The following is a 21,026-nucleotide window of genomic DNA, read 5'->3' as shown; positions in this document are numbered from 1 at the left end:
GACTTGTAATCAGTAGGTCATTGGTTCGATCCCGATAGAAGGCTCTTTAATTTTCTCCCCTACTCCCTCCTATTATTATATTTTTCTGTAATCTGTTTACCATACAAAGGTTTAAGATGGGGTGAATTTATCAAAAAATTCTGTACAGCTGCTTCAAGGCTAACGATATCAGGCGGGCTGAAGAAGCTGTACAGAATTTTCCGACATAATTCATCCCCAAATTCACTTCTCAACAATTTAAACATTGATACGATTTGATGATTTTTTGATAAAATATAACGAATCTCCTGGACGAAAACTAAAGTAGCTTAGCCTGACACAAAAGAAAACTTAACCAATTATAAATTTATGAGAAAAGGTTTATTGATGATGGCGCTACCATTGCTTCCATTATCTGTTTTTGCCCAGGTAAAAAAACAGGAGCACAAACTTCAGGTCAGCGTCGTTAAAGCAGCCAATCAGCAACGCAATTCATTTTATGTAAACAACAAACTACCCCTTCAAAACCAATACTTCACTAAGCTTCCGGTTGGAAGTATCCAGGCAGGAGGATGGTTAAAAAAAGCATTGGAATTACAACGTGATGGCCTGACCGGCAATCTTGGCGAGATCAGTATCTGGCTCTCTAAAGTAGACAATGCCTGGTTAAATAAAGAAGGCAAAGGAAAGTATGGCTGGGAAGAACTTCCCTACTGGCTGAAGGGCTATGCCAATATTGGCTATATGCTCCAGGATGAAAAGATCATAAAAGAAGCCAAATTCTGGATAGATGCTGTACTCAATAACCAACGCGATAACGGAGATTTTGGGCCGGCAGTAGAACGTAACGGAAACCGGGATCTGTGGACCAATATGTCTATGCTGTGGTGTCTGCAATCCTATTATGAGTACTCCAAAGATCCAAGAGTCATTCCTTTTATGACCAAATACTTCAAGTATGAACTTTCAGTTCCCGACAATAAATTCCTCGAAGATTACTGGGAAAACTCAAGAGGCGGAGACAATATCGCCAGTGTATATTGGCTGTATAACCGTACCGGAGATAAATGGCTCCTGGAGCTGGCCACTAAAATTGACAAAAATACGGCGAACTGGCGCCAAGCTAATCAGTTGCCAAATCTTCACAACGTAAATATTGCTCAAGGTTTCAGAGAACCTGCAACATTTGCCCTGCAAAGTCACGATCCAAAGGATATAGAAGCAACTTACCGAAATTTCAAACTGATCAGAGAGGAATACGGACAAGTTCCCGGGGGTATGTTTGGTGCCGATGAGAATGCCCGTAAAGGGTATAACGACCCCCGTCAGGCCGTTGAAACCTGTGGATTAGTAGAACAAATGACTTCAGATCAAATGCTGCTGAGCTCTACAGGAGACACCTTCTGGGCAGAAAACTGTGAAGACGTGGCTTTTAACACTTTTTCAGCTGCCTTTATGCCGGATTACAAATCTCTACGTTACCTTACCGCACCTAATATGGTAGCCAGCGACAGCAAAAACCATAAACCCGGTATAGATAACGAAGGTCCTTTTCTGATGATGAATCCATTTAGCAGCCGCTGCTGCCAGCATAATCATGCTGCCGGATGGGTTTATTACGCAGAAAACACCTGGATGGCGACACCAGATAATGGTTTGGTTGCACAACTCTATACAGAAGGAGAAGTTACGGCTAGCGTTGGGAAAGGAACCACCGTTAAACTTCTGGAAACGACAAAATATCCTTTCCAAGACCAGATCAGTTTTACCGTAAAAACGCCCGCAGAAGTCCGCTTCCCTTTATATCTTAGGATACCGTCCTGGTGTAAGAATCCTTCGGTAAAGGTAAATGGACGCAGCATCCCGACAGACCTCAGCCATGGAAATTACATCCGCCTGGAAAACAATTGGAAAGAAGGAGATCAGATCGCTTTAAAATTGCCAATGCAATTAACAACCAGAGAATGGACAGAAAACAAAAACAGCATAAGTATCAATTATGGCCCCCTCACCTATTCCTTAAAAATTGAAGAAGATTATGTGCCCCGGGACAGTAAAGCCACCGCCCTGAATGATTCCGGCTGGCAGGCCGGAGCAGATCCTGGCAAATGGCCATCTTATGAGATCTTTCCCAAATCAGCATGGAACTACGGTCTGCAGATCGATAAAGAACACCCGGAGCGCTCCATAAAAGTGATCCGTAAAAGCTGGCCAAAAGACAACAATCCTTTTACCAATTCAAATGCACCAATTGAATTAAAAATAAAAGGAAAGCAAATTAAAGACTGGACAATGGATCAATACGGTTTATGCGGTTTACTGCCCTTAAGCCCCATAAAAACAAATGAACCAGTATCAGAGCTGACACTGGTTCCTATGGGAGGCGCAAGATTAAGAATATCTGCTTTTCCTGTAGTGGACTAAAAGTCAATCTATTGCATCACAAAAACTCTCCATTCAGCAATCTGAATCAACCCTGCACCGTTATTTACCGGAATGTTTAACCGGTAATAACGGTAAGGTGTTGAATTGTCGAAGATGTACATTTTAGTCAATCCTCTTGTTGCAAAAGCTTCGTTCGTACGCTGATCAACAACCGTCCAGGAAGTGAGATCATTTGACCCCTGCAGGTTAAAGTTCTTCGGATCACGCTCAATTGCATCGTCTCCCGAAGTCAGTGAGTAAGCCCCCAATACCACTGGATTATTTTTATAATCCAGCTGAGCCCACAGATCTCCTTTATAATTAAATTGCAAGAACTTAGTTCTGGTATCTTTGTCAATCAATTTGAGCGACCCTTCATTGGATGTTGCTCCGTTGTCATTATCTCTGGATACGGAGAATACCGCATTTCCTGTGATATCATTTAAAACACCTGCAGAGCCCACCAACCTAGTCACCTCTGCTTTTGAACCTTTAGGTGTTGTAATCCTAACTTCATAGGTATCATAGGTGCCTGCTGCGACAGCAATCTTCGTGGTTGGTGCAGTTTCAACGAGTGTTAATTTTGTTCCAATCAACTTGTACCAGGATACCGTTTCAGCCTTAACAGGTGGATTTAGAGATAAGGTAATTTTTCCATCCGCTCCGTTTGCAGAAGTATAACTAAGGATACTGTCTGGATTAAGTTTTATCTTCACTTCTCTTTGTGCCCAGTACCCCTGATCATTTTTAGAGACCATTTTGATCCGGTATTCTCCAGTATTGATAAAGGTATGGACGGGAGAAACCTCCGTAGTGGTGCTGTCATCTCCAAATTCCCATCTGACCTCTTTGAAATCTTTGGAGAGATTTTCAAACTTGAAAGTAAAAGGATCATCGACACTAACCTGTTTATAGTTAAAGCTAGCTGTTGGTTTTTGCGATTCAGGCACTTCAACCGGTTGCTCTTTATTCTTTTTGCAGGATACTGCAAAAAGAATAAAGAGGGTTGCAAAGATATAAGATATTCTGTTGTTCATTATTCAAGGGTTTTATTTTTCAATTCCTTTAACGTTTAACCTAGGGAGCAGGAAAAAGTTGTGATTTTGGAACAACTTGTCTACCAACCCCAGCGCTTGGCACTTCATATTCCAATATAGCCTGCTGACCCCCTACATTTTCCCGGTGCTGGGCTTCTATCGAATAACGCTGGCCACGCTCCAGGAATATCTTTCCGAATCTGGTCGGCTTATCCCATTCTGCGGTAAAGTCGTCTACGATCGTTACTCCGTTAATAAACAACCGCGCACCATCATCCCATTTCGTTTGATAGAAAATATATTCTCCTCTAACAGGGGCCAGAAATTCTCCAGTCCATCTGGAAGACCAGTTGTCATCTTGCTCAGGGAAGGGCTGCCAACCCACAAAGTTAATCTGGGGATCTATTCTAACCAGGTCAGGAAGTCTGCCCCCTTCGTTTATCGTTTGTGTACCCTTAAAATACTCCGCCTTAAGTCCTGTTCCATTACCTGTAATAAACGAATTGTTATCTAAGCTCACCGAAGGATCAATCAAAACCACAACAACACTGTTCACCGGATGCAAAACATGTTTATTTGAACTACTCAGCCGGATGGTCAGTGCGGTAGAATTGTTCAGGTTTTGATCCATTGTACTCCAGGGAATATTTAACTCATAAGTGGCCTGCGTTTTATTTGCTGGAAAATTAATCACCGAATCAAGCAAGTACTTCCCTTTTGCTAATGGCAGTGTGCCTTGCGGAAGTACTTTATTGGCTACTAAACTGGCCACGGTATCTGTATTTACAGTGGTTTTTATACTGAAGGCAGATCCTGGAATCCCAGCCAGCAATACATCAAGAGAAATAGTAACTCCGGCCGAGGTTACTTTGTAATTCTCTCCTTTAGTCACTTTTAACACACCGCCTCCGCCATTTTTAATGGATAAATAATGTATCTCCTCCTGTTTCACTAAATCTCTGGTATCCAACACGATTAAAGTGGTCCTTTTGATTTTACTCGCCTGATTTCCCTTGGTTGGGTCATCCAGGCTTACGGCCAGGGCTACTTTCTTTCCATAAAATTGTTCAAGCGCTGTTACACTGACTTCTACATTAAAGAAGGCACTGTCTACCCCATACGTTACCTCTGCAACATTGGGCAGTTTAATGGACAGCACAGGCAGGGCTACCGTATTGGACAAAGTATTCTTTTCAATCAGTGTATTTACGGTATCCATATTAAGGGATAGATTGATCTGAAAAGCTTTAGTTGCCGGAGCAGACAAACCTAAACCCACCTGCAAAATTATTTTTTCATTATCCCTTTGGATATTCCCTCTTAATCCACCTGCAGATACAGTTACAGGTGTTCCTTTAGCGATATCGAAATCCTCCAGAGCATTCCGCTTGCAGGAAAAAAGCTGCAACAAGACCAGGCTTAAAAAAGCGAGGCATAAAGAATTAAATTTCATATTCATGATATTATGGTTCTGTGTATTGTTTTGTTTACTGATCTAGCCATACCCGCCCATCCAGCTGCCAGTTTTCCTGGCGGGGAACTTTAAGCCAACTGATAATTTGTGTGGCCATATCTACACTTCTGGGCACCAGCGTTCCCAGATTCTCCTGCGAAGGGGCACACAGATATTCCGACAGTTTGTCCCAGGAAGCATCACCTCCGGAAAATGTCATATGGCTACCTAATGGTCCTTCATCCAGAATTGTATTGCTGTTGTTGCCCACCACGGGCCAGTAACCGGCCAGGTATTGATAATAGGGATGACCCGGATCTACGTATGTATCGCAAGCAAACCGATTGATTACAGAGTCTGGTAAAGCAGCTTTCCATATTCTTACATCACTGACATAAACATCTGGTTCACCGTGACCTGTACCTGCAAGATACCCGAGGGTAAGCAAGGCAGAGTTGTCCATATTTCCCCATCCGGAGATGTCTCTTTCGTTGTTAAAGCCTCCATTTGTAAAAGTTCTCACATATCGTTTGTTCTCCCTGATGACCCCAACTACAGCAACACTGTTCCAGGTCGCATCTGCCAACTCTGTTCCTTTAACCTGATCACCTCCGCCCGGACCTTTAGCATTAAACATCCAATAATTGTCCTCCAGGAAGATAACCCAGCCATTCCCTGGCCAGCCCGAGGTCCACTCTGCCCGCTTACCAAGGATAGAGGGGTAATAAAATTTATAGTTGTTATTTGGTCCTTTATTTTTCTTCACCTTCAACTCCACAGTAAATTCTGCTGTACCCAGATTGTAGACGCTATTATCGCCTGCGGTTACCTGCGCTTTTCTATGGTCATTAAAGCGAATAAAATCTCCCTGATATTTATTACCTAAATAAGGTTTACCAATAAAACGGGTTTTGTACCTGTTGGAATAGAGTATTGTAAACGTGTTTACATCTGGGTTACTAAATACGGTATTGTCATTACTTTCAGCTGGAATATCATAATGACCTCCACGGCTGGAGGCCACCACCACCATCCAGTTTTCTTTGGCATAATTGGGTCTTTTGGCAAGTGCCTGAAGCACCTCACCCAAATCATTATCAAACTTAACAATCGCATCTTTATAGGCTGGCACGGAGAGGTCGTACCCATTTTTGGCACCCGCAGCATCTATGCCGGTAAAATGTCCGGTTACCATGGTTAATGCTTCATCTGAGAAACTGGAAATGACCTTTTCTTTAACAGCCTGATCATTGGTCAGCAATTCGCTTACATCAGCTCCTTTTGTAAGGTTATCTTTGAATATTGCTGAAGTAGTGAATACTTTAAGCACACTTTTAGGATAGGTTTGTTTAATCCGCTCAAAAATAAGGGGGAATGTAGCCAGGTTGTTAGCTGAAAAATTATTGCCGTCTACGTTATGTTTGGCTTTACGTACCCCGGTCAGCATATCCGTCCAGGCAGTTCCTGGCTGACTTACGGTTTCATCGCTTAAAGACACCCAGGAATAAATGGATTTGGGTAGCAAAGAACTGATGAAAGGGGTTCGTGCATCCCGGACAGATTGTCCTCTTGCACCATCTACGATAATGTAAAGCACTTTAGGGCTACCGTAAGCTACCGTAGCCGTGTCAAGATGATTGCTATCGGGGATCATCTTATCAAAGCCCTTATTACAGGCCGAGAGTATACCTATTAAGCTAAAGGTCAAAGCCAGGCACCAGTTATGATATTTTTTAAATCGTGTGATCATAATACAAATGATAATAGGGTTAAGGTTTTTCTTTATTGATAACCAGACGGAGTATGTTATTGACGGGCTCATTATCAAACCTATCAAAACTTCCAATCAGGAGTATGGCTGGTTTTCCGTCTTCGGTTTGCGTATCAATGACGTCGCCCAGCCAGCCATTAAAGATTCCGGTAGAATTATATCCCACCGCCAGAGCACCGGTCTTTTCAAGGATCATAAATCCATTCCGGATAACGCCGCCATAAGTTTTAAATCCACCGGTAACGACAATTAAACCATTATTGAGCTGTTTAGAATCGGCAAGGCTTCCTTCTACCTTTTTAGGTACAAAAGTGGGATCAAGCGTTCCGTCCTCATTCAGCATGGCGATGTATTCACTACTCTTTCCATTGTAGCTTCGGAAACTTCCGGTAATGATGTATCGTTTTGTTAGCGCATTATAGCTGGCATTGTTGATTTTAAAATCTGCCCCGGTGCCACCAGGATTGAAAGTTGGATCTACCGTACCATCTGGATTTAACCTGGTAATATATCCGGCAGTGGTATTGTCAAATTTCGTAAAGGCACCGTATACCAGCAGTTTCCCTGCAAGGGCTCCTTCTTTATGCATGTAGGATTGTATATTACCATTTCCGCCTGGGAGACCGGAATTTGTTGCGGTGTTAAACCGATAAGACTTATCCAGCGTTCCGTCAGCATTTAAACGCGCAATCTGCCGGATCTCCGTACTATCCAGGATTACGGTATCTCTGGTTTCGTATTTATTGGGCCTATCGTACCGTCTGGATACATAATACCGGAATGAACCGGTGATCAAAACTTTACCGTTCTGTTCATACATCTGGCTTATTCCTCCATCTGTACCTCCGTTAAACTTCGGAAAATATTTAATAGTATCTGTTTGTGTAGGTCTTCTAAAGGTTTTTACGCCCATGGTATCAATGCTTCCATTGGTATTGAGCATGGTGATGTTACTAATGTTTTCTGTACGCTGGTCATAACCGTTAAATGATCCTGCAACAACGAATTTTCCAGGCAAGGCGATAATTCTGGTAAGCAAGCCATTGGCGCCCTTACCGGATCGCAAACTAGCATCGTAGCTTCCATCCTGAAAAGTCCTCACAATCCTGTTGATGGGTTTGATGGCTGCGCGGTTGTCGTAATTATTAAAGCTTCCCACCAGCATGATTTTACCATCATCAGTAACAAGACGTTGGTAAACAGCTCCATTGGCCCCATTTGTAGCCCGGAAGGTGGGGTCTACTGACAGGTAACCCGTTACCTTAAAGATGGGCCCAAAAACCACCTTATCATCTACAGAAACGGATATAACGCCTGAACTGGCATTATCCGGAACCACAGCTTTAATACCTGTTTCAGTCACTTCTTTGACCACAGCTTGCTCCCCGTTAATTCTTAGGATCAGCTTATCTTTATAGGGAACCAGCCCTGTTGCTTTAATTGATACTTCTACTCCAGGGTTTCCAGATTCAGGAACAGGTGCTTGCGTGGTATTGATCACAATACCCAAAGCACTCTTGCCTTGCCCGTAAGGCTCGTTGAACACTTCTTCTTTTTTAGAACATCCTCCCGCCAGCATCAGGAATGCTGCAAAGGCGGCGGCGATAGTCATCTTCTTCATATTGTATGATCCTTTATAATACATGGCCCTTAACGCTTACTGTTTGATATGTCATTCTCCATTTCTCCCTGATCAAAACCCAACTGATTACCACTAACTTCCAGTACATGCACAATACCATTATTGGGTTCAATATCTGATGAGGAGACTTTTACAGTTCGCCAGTTATCTGCAGGTCTGGAAATATCGGGGATATAAGAAATATGGAGTTGACGGTAACCCATATAGCGTACGCCGCCGGCATCGTTATATACTACCCCAATATTTGCCACTGTATTGCCATAAGCATAATAGATTTGCCCTGGATAGATGACCTGTTGTCCAAAATCAATCTGGGGATAATCCATCAATTTATTCCTACCTTTGTAGATATAGCGGAGCAGAAATTTTCTCCAGATCAGAGAATCAATATCTGAAAGAACCTTAATGGTATCTTTACCTTCATTATAAAGCCGTCTGTTGATGCCACCCTGGTCGAGACGCCCGATTAAAGCTTTGATATTGACGTCACTTGGTGCAAAAAAAGTAATTTCATCACTGCTTAAGGTCTTATCCAAACCCGCCAGTTTAATGATCTTTACCAGAGAGTCGAATTCTTTTGGTTTAGAAGAAAGGTATTGAAGAACGGTTCCCTCGAATCTTCCTTTTGCCAATCCACCGTCTGTATAATACTGATCGCGCTTACATGCTGCAAAAATGCATAAGAGCAGCAACAGCGGAAGGACCAGGTTTATAATTGATTTTTTGAAATGTTTCATCTATTTATTTTATGCTGTTTAATTGTTAGATGGAGCCTTTGATGATTAGAATAATTATTGCTCTGCGTGCTTAATCATTATTCTAATCATATCGGGTTTATATTATTTTTTTCAAGGACTAGAATTAAAGGCCTGAACTTTCCCAGTAATCGTTCAGACTCATATAAGGATTATTGTTTGTTGCCACATGATCTATTGGCCAGGTCCAAGCCCTTCTATTGAACTGATCTCTGTTTAAGGGATGACGTGCCCATTTCGAACTCATAATTCGTCCGGTGCGTACCAGGTCAAAGTAATGTTGTCCTTCTCCAATCAATTCACGTGCTCTTTCCATAAAAATAAAATCCTTCAAATCACTGCCACCACCACCATCGTACGGGCCAGCCTGGGCACGGGTACGTACCAGTCCGACCATATTAATGGCCTCGGCATCATTGTTTCCCAATTCAGCGAGTGCTTCTGCCCTAAGCAACAATAGATCAGCATACCTGAAAATCAGAAAAGTGTTGTCAGGATTCACCGCAGAGTTTTCGGAAGCCGGGATATTATGGGCAAATTTGGTCATCACAAATTTTTCATCGCCAGAATATACCCCTCCGCCATACTGGTCTCCAAACCAACCATCATTTTCTATAGGCTCTTTACGTTTATCAGGTACTTCTTCCGGGAATAATTTGGTCATGTATTCGGTTGTGTAATAGAACAGACTCACCTGATTATCATACCTTGGATTTCTGAAAGGCCAACGTAAAAAGGGCGCAGCGATAGGTGCATCAATATTCACATTATCACCATAATTAATACTCCTGTAAAATTCAAACAGACTTTCTGCAGAACGCCCTTTGACCACCTGATCCCAGTTTTTCAAAGGCAACAGGCTATAAGCGTTGCTTTTCACCAATTCTTTGCCGAGTTCAGCAGTTTCTGTGTAATAAGCATTTTTCTTAACAGGATCGAAACCTGCATTCCACATGTTCATATGCATAATCAGTGCAACCGCAGCGCCCCTACTTGCTCTTGATCCTTTTTTAGACGGATCACTATTGGTCCAGGGCATGCTGTTCATTCGGCTCTTCATGTCGGCTATACATTTGTTCAGCACAGATACCATATCTTCTCTTCCCAAGGGGTTGGCCTGGTAGGGATTGGTATAATAGGCGACATCACCATATATCCTTACCATCCAGAAATAGGTAAAGCAACGGATAAAGGTAGCTTCTCCAATGTATTGCTGTTTATCAGATTCACTTAGCCCCGGGATACCTTCTTCCAGTTTACTGATCAGGATATTGGTGCCTTGGATCACCTGATAATAGGTGGTCCAGTTGGTAATGTCCCAAAGGTGATAACGATCTCTCCAGGCACTCCCGTCAATTGCAGCATGAAGATCATTTCTGCCAAGGGCTTCTACGATTCTTCCTTCATTTACTCTAAAATGCAATGTACTGGCCATAACTTCTCCAGAGCGGTATTCACCAGTTGCCCCCATCACTTGTGTCTGATTGATCTTCTCAAAAAATTTGCTATAAAGACTGGTGATATTGGACTCCACATCTTCTTTAGACTTAAAATAATTGTTTCCTGTAAGCTGGTCCTTTGGCACCACATTTAGAAATTTTTTGCAAGCGATGCTGCACAGTACCGTGATGACCAGGCACAGCATAGGTAGTTTATTACTGAATTGCGTTTTCATGCTTTATCTTCTTTAAAATTCTACGTTTAAACCGAGATTGTATTTACGCGGAACCGGATAACCGCCCGATGCATCGCGTCCCATATTGGTTACATTTTCCGGATTTGGCCCGGTATAGTTAGTAAAGGTGTGCAGGTTCTCTCCGGATACATATACCCTGATACTTTGTACGCCCAGTCGCCTGGCCATCTTTTTTTCGAACATATAAGAGAAAGTTACCGTATTGATTTTCAAATAAGAACCATCTTCTTCCCATAAGGATTGATCTGCGCGAAAAGGCTGAATGGCATCAAAACGGGTATAGTCGTAAGCATAAGGATATTTTGCAACATCACCGGGTTTTGTCCACATATCCAACCCTGTCAATGGTACCACAGCACGGTCTCCGAATGGGTCTTTCATTAAGCGAAGACGATCGGCAAGGGCGTTGTTTAGAATGGTTCGTTTTGCTGTAAAAGATGCATATACATCAAGTCTGAAATTTTTATAGCCAATATTGGTGGAAAGTCCGCCGGTAAAAATCGGTTGTGAATTTCCCATGATCTGATAGTCTGTTCCATCTAGTATGTAATCTCCATTTACGTCTTTAAAAACAGGATCTCCCGCTTGAAATGCACGACCTCCGGTTTGGTAGGCCAAACCTGTAACCGGGTCTACCGGAACATTTTTATTATTGGCATAGACGCCTTGATTTACCCGAAGATAATTAGAGAAGGTATTGGCACCTACCCTATAAATCAGGTGCTGCAGATAATCCTGATTGGCGTCCCAGCGGATCATTTGTCCGTTATATTCTTCCGGCAGCTGGGTTAATACGTCATTATTGATGGCTCCATTAACAGAAAAAGACAGAGTCAAAGGGCCTTTCTTTAAAGGTCGTACGGTTAAAGAAATCTCATGACCATAATTCACGATACTGGCATCGTTACTTCTCAACACACCAAAACCTGCAACATTAGACAATGATCGGTCTAAGATCATATTCTTTACACTTTTGTAATAAGTATCGTAGGTCAATTCGATGGTGTTTTTAAACAAACCGATATCAAAACCTAAATTATACTGTGTGGTGGTGGTGGGTTTGAGGTTGGGATTTGGTATCAGTCCATAATCGATACCAATGCCCTGCAATCCATTATAGTTGCCGTTGATACTGTACCTTCCGTAAATATCTACCAAAGAAGAGTTTGGATTAATATTCATTCCCCAGCTTAAACGTATGGCCCCCATATCCAGCCAGTCTACCTTAGACAAAAAACCTTCCTGTTTAAAGTTCCATCGCAAACCCACTGCAGGGTTTTTGGAATAAGGATTATCTGTTCCGCTGCCTGAGGTACCATCCAAACGATAAGAGAGATCGACGACATATTTCTTCATATAGTCGTAGGAAGCGGCACCTGCAAAGGATGCTGATCTAAAGTTTCTGTAATCTGTAAGCACACCACCACCCCTGGAATAATAGGCATCATAACCTAAAGGTCCCTGGAACTGATCATTAGGTGTCCGCTCCTGACGGGTAATGGAGTTCTGCCTCCCTTCTATATAGATCTCGTTAAAGGTGTTTATAAAAAGGCTGTGCTTTTCTCCAAATGTTTTGGAATAGGTCACCGCGCTTCTATTGTACAAACGATCTGAACGCCCGCTAAAGGCATACACTTTGGCAAATTGCCCATTTGCGGCTGCCGGTGTAAATGTATCCTCGGTGTTGGAATCAAAATTGTAACTCACATTGGTGGAGGCCCGCAATCCTTCCAGAAACATATATGCGGCCTCCACATTCGTTCGGAGGTTTCTTGCATTGTTGTCGTTTTTGGTTTTCAGTGCGGAAACGACTCCAGAGGTTGACTGAAAGAAAGATGGACCGGGCAAAAGGGAAGATGCCATTCCATTATTCGCTACGCCGGTTTGCAGTAAGCCTAACCCTTCTCCTTTATTGGTTTTACCAATACCCCCAAAAACAGAGCCGACGAAGGAAAATTTTTCATTGGGCTTGTATTCCATTCTCATGGTCAGGTTATAGCGGTCAAAACCTGTATTACGGATTACCCCATTTTCTGTATAATAGTTCAGATTGGTTTTGTAGTTGAAGACCTGATCTCCCCCATCGATCGCCAGATTATGGGTCTGGTTAAAAGTAGTGCGGTAAAAAACATCCTGCCAGTTGGTCGAGTTGTTGAAATAAGCATTTAAACTGTCGGCTAAAAAAGGTGTAGAACCAATCCGGTCTATATCACCCTGACTTTTGGCATTTTCGATAATTTGCCGGATCTTTAGTGCCCTCTCCAGGTTACCACCCAGTGTTTCCCGTAGTTTTGGTGGTTTTTGCATAAAAGTATTGAGGGTATACCGAATTCTTGGTGTTGGAGAATTTCCTCTTTTGGTGGTGATGATGATTACTCCGTAGGCAGCTCTGGAGCCATATAAAGAAGTGGCCTGGGCATCTTTCAGGATCTCAATACTGGCAATATCTTCCTGCGGAATCATGGATATCGGACTCACGCCCGGGCCTTGCTGCTGGAAGCCAAACTGTGTGGCCTGATCGGCATCAAGAGGTACGCCATCTATAACGTACAATGGTGAAGTGGGTTGCAAAAAAGATTCACTTCCGCTTCCGGTTACCGAAAGTGAGGAGACCCCACGTATGGTGGTGGTTCCTCTAAAGCCAGGTGCTCCTGTATTAACCTGAATATTCAATCCCGGAACCTTACCCTGCAATAGCTGTTCGATATTAGAAACCGGAACATCCTGGACTTTACTACCGTCGATGGTGGTTGAAGCACCCGTACTGAGCTGTTTGGAACGGGTAACATAACCCCTCACGACAACTTCATCCATTTCTTTTGAATTGTCTTTCAAATGAATCAAAATGGTGGTTTGCCCGGGCTTGAGTTTTACACGCTGTTCTATAAATCCAATTGATTTAAAAACCAGTTCAGCTTCGCTCTCCACCATAATAACGAATTCTCCCGAAGCATTTGTTGCAGTTAAACTCTTTAAAGGAGAACCTGATAGAACGGTTGCTCCGGGAATACCAAGATTGGTTCCATCCGTTACTTTACCACTTAGTTTAATTTTGGTTTGCGCATGGACAAATGTGGCATTAAGGCAGCACATGAGTACTATTGCTATTATAAAATGTCTCATCGAATAAAATTTGTGGTGGTCATTATTCATCTTCAAACTTTGGATTGTCTTTTTTGAAATGGAAAACGATTTCCCAGTCGCCAGCTCTGAAAATCTTAAAGTCCAAACCAAACATGGCTGTGGTCAATCCGCCGCCAAAACCTCTTCTGGAGTATTTAATTTCTGCCCTTGCATTGCCCCCATCTGTATATATTGTTCCCGCAGAGGTTAAGGGGATTGGGTAAGCCACATCATACTGTACGTATTCATTAGTCATTTTCCGGTTAAAACCGTGTACCAGCAAATCCCATTTGGTTTCATTAAATATGGCCGGATTCATCGGTAAGCTGTCTGTATTCAGGAATTTGAATCGCAGGTTATGCCCATTTCCACCTTCAAAGTGCCTGATGTAAACAACTACATCCTTTACATCATCATCACTCCTTAATGCTTTTTGGGTGGTTGCACCAATTACATTGTCCAGACGTGGCCGGATATAGTCCCGTTTGGTCAAGTCCAATGGAGCCTTTGGATCCCGGTTAACCCCTCCTGTAAAAGGATTTATATCATTACTTGGCGAGTAAGGTCTTTCTCTCCAGGGGCGAATCTGAAAATCCTTCAAAACAATGGTTCCTCCGGTATTGGAAATTTTAAGGTCAAAGAACCGGGTATCCTGGGCAAGTGTGGTACTGTCGGTTGGTCTGGGTTCGATCAGTTCATTGGTCGAACTTGGCCATAATATGAACTCGCCTGAAGACCTCACTTCAAATAAAGGATGGTTTTCCAGTTTGCGCTTGGCTTCAATTTCTTCCAGGCTTTTTTCTTTCCCATCATAAACTGCAGTCCAAACATAAGTTGGTCTCACCTGAAAAAGATCTGTAACCTTTCTTCCATCACCATAGCGGGCATTTTGGATTTCAAAAGTTAACGGAAAACTGGAATTGTCTGATTTAAATCCACCATGGATATTCCATCGGCCAATAACGGGTTCTATAATTTTATTATCATAGTTAATATTCTTACTCAAATACTCTTTCGCATCAGGAAGATTATAGAGTTTTTTACATGCCGGAAAGACCAGCAAGACAAGAATTGCGCAGTACACCGGCAACTTTATTTTCCTGTTTGATAATACGCTTTGGTTCATATCTCTTTGTTATATGCTTTTTATTTGGCTAAATTGACTGTCCAGTCTGCAAACTGCATCCCATCGGCACCGTTATTCCTGGTGATCTGGAGTCTGTAAAACTTAAATTCTGCCCGGTTCACAAACCGGAATACCTTTTGTTGTTGCCGGTCCTCAAATACCTGGTTTGTTTTACTATCCAGATAGGTCCAGTTTTCTCCATCCATAGAGCCCTGCAGGTTCCAATCTGAAGGATCACGTCTGGACTCATCGTTTGCAGAGGTAATGGTATAAGCACCAGCTATGGCTGGCCTAACCAACTCAAATGTGATATCTACGCTATTGCCCTGGCTCCAGCCCAGTAAGAATTTAGTGAGTGAATTTCCGTCAATGGCATTGTTAGAGCCTTCAACTCCATTAGCACCACCGCCATTTTCCCGGGAAACGGTTTGCTTACCGCCAATAATTTTGAAAAGGTTTGGCGGCGGCGGATTAAAAGTTAATCTGGTAATGAAATTATCAAATCCAAATACATGATCTGAGGCCATGACATGCACAATACCGTTCTTTGTATGGATATTGATGGAGCCCGTATTTGCGCTCACCCAATCCTTATTAAACTGGCTTCGTCGGGTATCGCTAATTAAGATGTACTCCGGACCGCCGGTTATATACCCTGAGGAAGTCGTTTTAGCCACTTTGGCATGCATTGGGTAATCATACCGGGCAGTAGTTAATGCCAATCCGTCTTGCTGACGAAGGTCATTGGCTGTATACTTCCCTTTAATCATGTACTGGGCCATCATGGTATCTAATTGCTCATATTTTATGGTAGATAAAGACTGTGAAGGTTTTTCGGATAAAGCATAAAGATTGTTCAAATTGGTAAAGGCAATCTGAAAACCCGGATTGGTAACCGCAAACAGGGTAACGCTGCTATCGTTCAGCAGATGCACCGCTCCAACACGCTCTATGGCACGTAATAAGGAATCGTAAATACCTGGTTTACTTTTGAGGTACTCATAAGTAGTACCTTTATATTCCTTGTCTATCGGTTGTGGATCATAATACCCTCCATCTTTTGTACAAGACAGGCCTATAATAAGCAGGGTAAATAAGATAAAACTGTAGTGTAATTTCTTCATAGCTTTCCAGTTATTTCCAGTAAGAGTTTTGTTGAAGCGCCGGATTTTGTCCGAGAATAGTTGTTGAGAGTGGCCAATAAATGCCATTACGAGCAATCAGGTCTATGAATTTCTGATTACGGGGACGTAAGCGGTTGTAACGAACCAGATCGTACCAGCGATGTCCCTCGCCCATGAGTTCTCGTTGTCGCTCATGGAAAATGGCACTCAGTAAATCACCGTTCACTACGGCGTCGTAAGCTTTGAGCTTCCTCAACTGCCGGATGGTATTCAGATTGTCTATGGCGCCCTGGTTCTCCCCAAGAACAGCCAAAGCCTCTGCACGAAACAAAGTAATATCCTCTAAGCGTGTAAATACGACAGCACTGGCAAAAAGCCGGAAACTTGGATCAGTTGTTCCATCCATGATCACTTTTACCTTGCTGAAGATGGGGTACTTTCCATTGAAATTAGAAAAATAACGCTCTACGCCAGGGCGTCCAAGGGTATCCAGATGGAAACGTTCGTCATTTTCTTCATTGAAAATGGAGAGAATAGAATCCTTGGCCATAAAAATATCGGGCAGGCTTTTGTTCACCACAGGCTCGGCAAGAGTAAGTTCTTCCAGGTGACCGGTAAAAGAACCGTCCTGATGACCATAATCGAAATTGAAACCAAATAAGTGGTTGTATTTTTTTGCGTTAAAAAAGCCCCCGGAAGAACAAAGATCATCCGTTGAGATATAACTGTTACCACCCTTATTGTAATTGTCCAGTACAAATTTGGAATAGGCCGCAACATCTGGATAATTCCCTTGCCATGCAGCAATATGGGTTAATATTGCATAAGCGGTTAATTTACGCGCCAGTACCCCATTCCAACGGTTTTCGTCCTCATTGTAATAACGTCCAGGTTGCTGTATGTCGTTTGCACTGTATTTATAAGGCAGATCTACTGCTGCTTTAAGTATTTCCTGCTCTGCCCAAACCATCACTTTATCTTTGTCTTCCCTGGGCTTATTCTCAAAACTCCCATCATGAGAAGTGATGATAAAAGGTACATCTCCCCATATACGAACCATGTAGAAATAAGCAAAAGCCCGAAGGAAGCGAATCTGTGCGATATCCACAGTCATGTTGTTTTCGGTATACCTTGGATCCGCTATTTTGACATCCCTTACGCGTTCAAGGAAAATATTTGCTGAGTTGATCACTGCGTACCAGCGCCTCCAGTTAGACATGGCTTCGAGTACTGGATAAGATGCATTCAGGTCGTTATTGATCACCGCTTTCAAGTCTTGCCGGGTTGGACTATTGAATTCGCCGGTACGTACATCTCCATAGATCCAGAATGCATCATTGTCTACTAATGCTGCTCGTGTCAATGAATAGGTACCCAGTAGTGCAGCCCTGGTATCCTCCAGTGTCTTCCACATGTTCTTCTCTCCGACAGTGCGGGTGGAATCTATGTCCAGTACATTTTTACATCCGGCAGAAAGAAATCCTGCAAGTAGGAGTAAAAAGTATATAATTCTATTTCCTTTCATATTGTTTTTATTAATGGCTTATGATTTCTTTTCAGACTATAGCTCCATCCGGATACCAATGGTGTAGGTTTTGGGAATTGGCATTCCATAGCCGGTATCATAACCTGTATAATCAACCAGCTCCGGGTCTTGTCCGGTATAAGGCGTAATCGTAAACAGGTTATTGGCCGAACCATAGATATAAATACGTTCTATTCCTTTCTTTTTGAGCAAGGGGGTCAGATCATAACCAAGTGAAATGGTTCTCAGCTTCAGGAAAGACGCATTTTCCAGGAATAGATCCTGGTCAGAACGATAAGGAATGACTGTACTCCATGGATTATAAAGCGGATATTTACTATAGTCGCCTCTTTTCTCCCAATAGGTAATCTCTTTTACGGAAGTCATTGCCACCGTTCCTTCGCGATTAATAAAATTAAAGCGGTTGGCCATTTCCTGGTTAATCAGCTGACGACCCAGGTTAAAGTAAAGGTCTATATCAAGGTTCCAGTTTTTATAGCTGAACTGGTTCTGAAAACCTCCCGAAAGCTTAGGAAGCATATGACCCATTAAGGTCTTGTCTTTGTTGTCGATCCGGTTATCTCCGTTTAGGTCTTTCCAAACCGGATCTCCTCCGTGGAGGGTAATCCCTGTATAGGTCATGGACTTACCATTGACTTGTGGAACATCCTTATCTGCATTATAGATTCCCTGATTTTGAAGCAGCCAGTATTGATCTATAGGTTGTCCGACCTGTAAAAAACGATTGCCGATCACCAGTTCAGTACGTCCGCCTGGCAAAGCTTTTAAACGGTTTCTATTGAGGTTAAAATTCAAGGTACTGGTCCAGCCAAGGCCCTTTTTACCCGCCTTAATGACATCTGCGCTAAACAGAAGATCTACTCCGGTATTGTTCACATTCATTCCAGGTTCATAAGCTTGACTATAACCATATTCAGCATGGGCAGGAATACCAATTAGCTGGTTCTTGTCATTTTTAGTATAAAAGTCTATGCTGCCCCGAAAACGGCTTTTTGCCAGGCCAAAATCAAAACCCACATTCAACTGGTCAGTATAAGCCCATGGAATACCATAACCTACCCATCCAAATGTATAAGGCCGGGTCAGCACTGCAAAAGCATTAAATCCGGGAGCGGTCAGATTTCCTGTAAAACCCGCATCAGCTGTATATTGAGGCCCTTGCGCATAATTATCAAATGAATTTAATTTACCTAAACGTCCGGCACTGATCCTGAAATTCAGATCTGAAATGAACTTATTACCGGCCAGCAGATCTTTCTTTACATTCCATCCGGCAGATAGTGTCGGAGTAAACAGCCACCTGCTGGTGGGTTGGGCATTGGAAGAGGCGTCTTCTCTTAACAATAAGGAGAAGGTGTATTTCTCCTCAAAACTGTAACTTCCTTTTGCATAAAAAGCAACCAGATTTTGTTTGGTCCGGTCAAGGAATTTATAAACCAGTGGTTTTGGAAAGGCCAGTGGGTTCAGATAATTTCCGTTATTTGGGTCAGATTCCAGCAAATTGATCTTAATGAAATCATTTACTCCTTTATAGGCATAGCTGTTGTTGTATTTATAGGTATCCCACTGGGTAGACTGACCAAGCTCTGCGCTCAGCAGGTGCTTTTGATTAAACAGGTGTGTATAGGTTAGAAAATTATCAAAGACCATGCGCTGGTTAAAGCCATAATAATTTGAGGCATAGCTATTGCCCTCCATTAATGTTCTTGGATAGAATAAATCTCTGAAGCCTTCATTGTAGTCTATAGCGAGCCTGGATACGAATTTAAAATCTCCGAGGTCAAAAATCAACTTACCCTGCCCTTGTACCAGGTTATTAAAATTATTATCAAAACCGTTGTCAAATTGGCTGAGGTAGGCATCGTAATTGATTTTATTGGGAGAAAGCGGAGCCCCTAAATCAGGGATATAAACCATCTGTGCAAAACGGTCACGAAGGTTTTTATTGCGAACACGGTTTAAACGTGTACCATTTACGGATGCTGAAAACTGAAGCCAGGACAATGGTTTCATATTCACGTTAAAAAAGGCATTGTATTTATCAAGGCCAGTTTGATCAGCCACCCCACCAGTTTTAACATTGCCCACGGCAAAGCGAAAACTGGCACGCTCTGAGCCACCGGATATATCCGCGTGAATCCCATACACCACAGCATTCTTATAATAACTATCGCTCCAATTGGAAGGACCATAGTAAGCAGTATTTAAAGAATCGCTCAGGTAAAGCGGATAAACATCGTCTTCGTTATATCTGCCATTTGGTGTATAACGGTCATAGAACTGTTTTCTGAAATTATTCTCATATTCTCCATTAATGGTATTTACACCAGGGCGCTGGGCCATGCCGAAATAAGAATTAAAGTTCACCCGGCGTTTAATTCCTGCTTGCTTGGAGGTAAGTAAGATGACTCCATTTGCACCCCTGGGCCCAAAATAAGCGATTCCGGCAAGATCTTTTAAGACCTCTACACTGGCTATGTTGTTTATATCAACTCCTGCCAGTAAGTTGGTTGCGGGGCCAGCTCTGTTGTAATCGTACTGCTGGATGTCGAAAGCAAAAGGATGTTCTTCTGTAACGAGAGGAATTCCATCCAGAACCACCAGCGGCTGCACCTGGTAGACATCTCTTTTCGAGAGGAGTGGCATGCTTAATCCACGAATGTACATTTGCTGTACAGTTCCGGGCTCTCCGCTGGGCTCCTGGACATACAATCCCGGAGCCTGCCCCTTTAATACCTGTTGTAGAGAAGTTGCCGGGTAAATAGCCAGGTCTGCTGGTTTTTTCGAAACCGATTTCGGAAGCAGACCTTTAAAAAAAAGGGCCTCCTTCTTTTGTGACAGATCAACTGCCTTCAAGGTATCTTTCCTGGTGGTATCCCGTTGAAAAAAGACCTTTCCTGCAAAATTATTGCCGCACAGCGCCAATAAAAAGAAACCTGTTAGTAATAAAACACGCATATTCTTCAGTTAAAGACTGGAGGTTTCACGTTAAAAAACAATCAAAACAATTCCCTTCCGGTCAGATGCCATCTTTGATATGAAGAAGGAGTCAACCAGTTAAAGCACTGGCCCTAATGCCAGATTACTTTTGTTTAAAAAATTTGAGGTGTTAGTTAAGCGTAGAAATTTCCATTCATATTTATTAATCAGTTTATAATACTCGCTAAAAATGGGATGCAACCAGGAACATCAGGCCAAAAAATTCGACAAAAGAATTCCTGCTCAATCCAATATTTATCAAAAAATATTTAATTAATTCATCTAAAGAGATTTTTCAAAAATCTCTTATAAGTTAAAATACGATAAATCTTTACGTTAAGATTTTAATAAAGGTGTTGCTGTTCATGATG

12 protein-coding genes are annotated in these 21,026 nt (G+C 42.4%); 1 reads left to right on the top strand and 11 read right to left on the bottom strand.

The window, feature by feature from the left end; translation table 11 throughout:
• The first annotated feature begins 348 nt into the window (after positions 1-348).
• Complete coding sequence (locus DBR11_RS21275; protein ID WP_108554629.1) at positions 349-2,403, top strand: beta-L-arabinofuranosidase domain-containing protein; 2,055 nt, start codon at positions 349-351, stop codon at positions 2,401-2,403.
• An 8-nt stretch (positions 2,404-2,411) separates the two neighbouring features.
• On the opposite strand, the gene DBR11_RS21270 is transcribed toward DBR11_RS21275, so the two are convergent.
• The 11 genes from DBR11_RS21270 to DBR11_RS21220 form a co-directional block, all read right to left on the bottom strand.
• Positions 2,412-3,440 (bottom strand): PKD domain-containing protein, encoded by a 1,029-nt coding sequence (locus DBR11_RS21270; protein ID WP_108554628.1) that lies wholly within the window; start codon positions 3,438-3,440, stop codon positions 2,412-2,414.
• 40 nt (positions 3,441-3,480) lie between these two features.
• A complete protein-coding gene (locus tag DBR11_RS21265) occupies positions 3,481-4,893 on the bottom strand; it encodes a PA14 domain-containing protein (protein ID WP_158275352.1) in 1,413 nt (470 codons plus the stop codon).
• 34 nt (positions 4,894-4,927) lie between these two features.
• Positions 4,928-6,643 carry a DUF4983 domain-containing protein gene (locus DBR11_RS21260; RefSeq protein WP_158275351.1) on the bottom strand — a complete coding sequence of 572 codons (1,716 nt, stop codon included), beginning with the start codon at positions 6,641-6,643 and terminating at the stop codon, positions 4,928-4,930.
• 19 nt (positions 6,644-6,662) lie between these two features.
• Positions 6,663-8,285 (bottom strand): DUF5008 domain-containing protein, encoded by a 1,623-nt coding sequence (locus DBR11_RS21255; RefSeq protein WP_233260855.1) that lies wholly within the window; start codon positions 8,283-8,285, stop codon positions 6,663-6,665.
• A 29-nt stretch (positions 8,286-8,314) separates the two neighbouring features.
• Positions 8,315-9,043: a hypothetical protein gene (locus tag DBR11_RS21250; RefSeq protein WP_108554624.1), complete on the bottom strand. Its 729-nt coding sequence runs from the start codon at positions 9,041-9,043 to the stop codon at positions 8,315-8,317.
• Between the two features lie 124 nt (positions 9,044-9,167).
• Positions 9,168-10,736 (bottom strand): RagB/SusD family nutrient uptake outer membrane protein, encoded by a 1,569-nt coding sequence (locus DBR11_RS21245; protein ID WP_108554623.1) that lies wholly within the window; start codon positions 10,734-10,736, stop codon positions 9,168-9,170.
• A 12-nt stretch (positions 10,737-10,748) separates the two neighbouring features.
• A complete protein-coding gene (locus tag DBR11_RS21240) occupies positions 10,749-13,880 on the bottom strand; it encodes a SusC/RagA family TonB-linked outer membrane protein (RefSeq protein WP_233260854.1) in 3,132 nt (1,043 codons plus the stop codon).
• Between the two features lie 22 nt (positions 13,881-13,902).
• Complete coding sequence (locus tag DBR11_RS21235) at positions 13,903-15,006, bottom strand: DUF5007 domain-containing protein (protein WP_108554622.1); 1,104 nt, start codon at positions 15,004-15,006, stop codon at positions 13,903-13,905.
• A gap of 20 nt (positions 15,007-15,026) precedes the next feature.
• Positions 15,027-16,130 (bottom strand): discoidin domain-containing protein, encoded by a 1,104-nt coding sequence (locus tag DBR11_RS21230; RefSeq protein ID WP_108554621.1) that lies wholly within the window; start codon positions 16,128-16,130, stop codon positions 15,027-15,029.
• A 10-nt stretch (positions 16,131-16,140) separates the two neighbouring features.
• The gene (locus DBR11_RS21225) at positions 16,141-17,655 is read right to left on the bottom strand and encodes a RagB/SusD family nutrient uptake outer membrane protein (RefSeq protein WP_233260853.1); all 1,515 of its coding nucleotides are present in this window, start codon (positions 17,653-17,655) and stop codon (positions 16,141-16,143) included.
• 36 nt (positions 17,656-17,691) lie between these two features.
• The gene (locus DBR11_RS21220) at positions 17,692-20,634 is read right to left on the bottom strand and encodes a SusC/RagA family TonB-linked outer membrane protein (protein WP_108554620.1); all 2,943 of its coding nucleotides are present in this window, start codon (positions 20,632-20,634) and stop codon (positions 17,692-17,694) included.
• Between the last annotated feature and the right edge of the window lie 392 nt (positions 20,635-21,026).

Source organism: Pedobacter sp. HMWF019, assembly GCF_003061025.1.
Lineage (GTDB): Bacteria > Bacteroidota > Bacteroidia > Sphingobacteriales > Sphingobacteriaceae > Pedobacter.
Note: the sequence above shows the minus strand (reverse complement) of the source record. Positions and strands in the feature narration are given on the sequence as shown.

Coding starts and splice junctions, on each gene's coding strand:
- DBR11_RS21265 (WP_158275352.1), bottom strand. CDS start 4,893: ATGAAATTTAATTCTTTATGCCTCGCTTTTTTAAGCCTGGTCTTGTTG.
- DBR11_RS21245 (WP_108554623.1), bottom strand. CDS start 10,736: ATGAAAACGCAATTCAGTAATAAACTACCTATGCTGTGCCTGGTCATC.
- DBR11_RS21220 (WP_108554620.1), bottom strand. CDS start 20,634: ATGCGTGTTTTATTACTAACAGGTTTCTTTTTATTGGCGCTGTGCGGC.
- DBR11_RS21260 (WP_158275351.1), bottom strand. CDS start 6,643: ATGATCACACGATTTAAAAAATATCATAACTGGTGCCTGGCTTTGACC.
- DBR11_RS21255 (WP_233260855.1), bottom strand. CDS start 8,285: ATGAAGAAGATGACTATCGCCGCCGCCTTTGCAGCATTCCTGATGCTG.
- DBR11_RS21270 (WP_108554628.1), bottom strand. CDS start 3,440: ATGAACAACAGAATATCTTATATCTTTGCAACCCTCTTTATTCTTTTT.
- DBR11_RS21250 (WP_108554624.1), bottom strand. CDS start 9,043: ATGAAACATTTCAAAAAATCAATTATAAACCTGGTCCTTCCGCTGTTG.
- DBR11_RS21235 (WP_108554622.1), bottom strand. CDS start 15,006: ATGAACCAAAGCGTATTATCAAACAGGAAAATAAAGTTGCCGGTGTAC.
- DBR11_RS21230 (WP_108554621.1), bottom strand. CDS start 16,130: ATGAAGAAATTACACTACAGTTTTATCTTATTTACCCTGCTTATTATA.
- DBR11_RS21225 (WP_233260853.1), bottom strand. CDS start 17,655: ATGAAAGGAAATAGAATTATATACTTTTTACTCCTACTTGCAGGATTT.
- DBR11_RS21240 (WP_233260854.1), bottom strand. CDS start 13,880: ATGAGACATTTTATAATAGCAATAGTACTCATGTGCTGCCTTAATGCC.
- DBR11_RS21275 (WP_108554629.1), top strand. CDS start 349: ATGAGAAAAGGTTTATTGATGATGGCGCTACCATTGCTTCCATTATCT.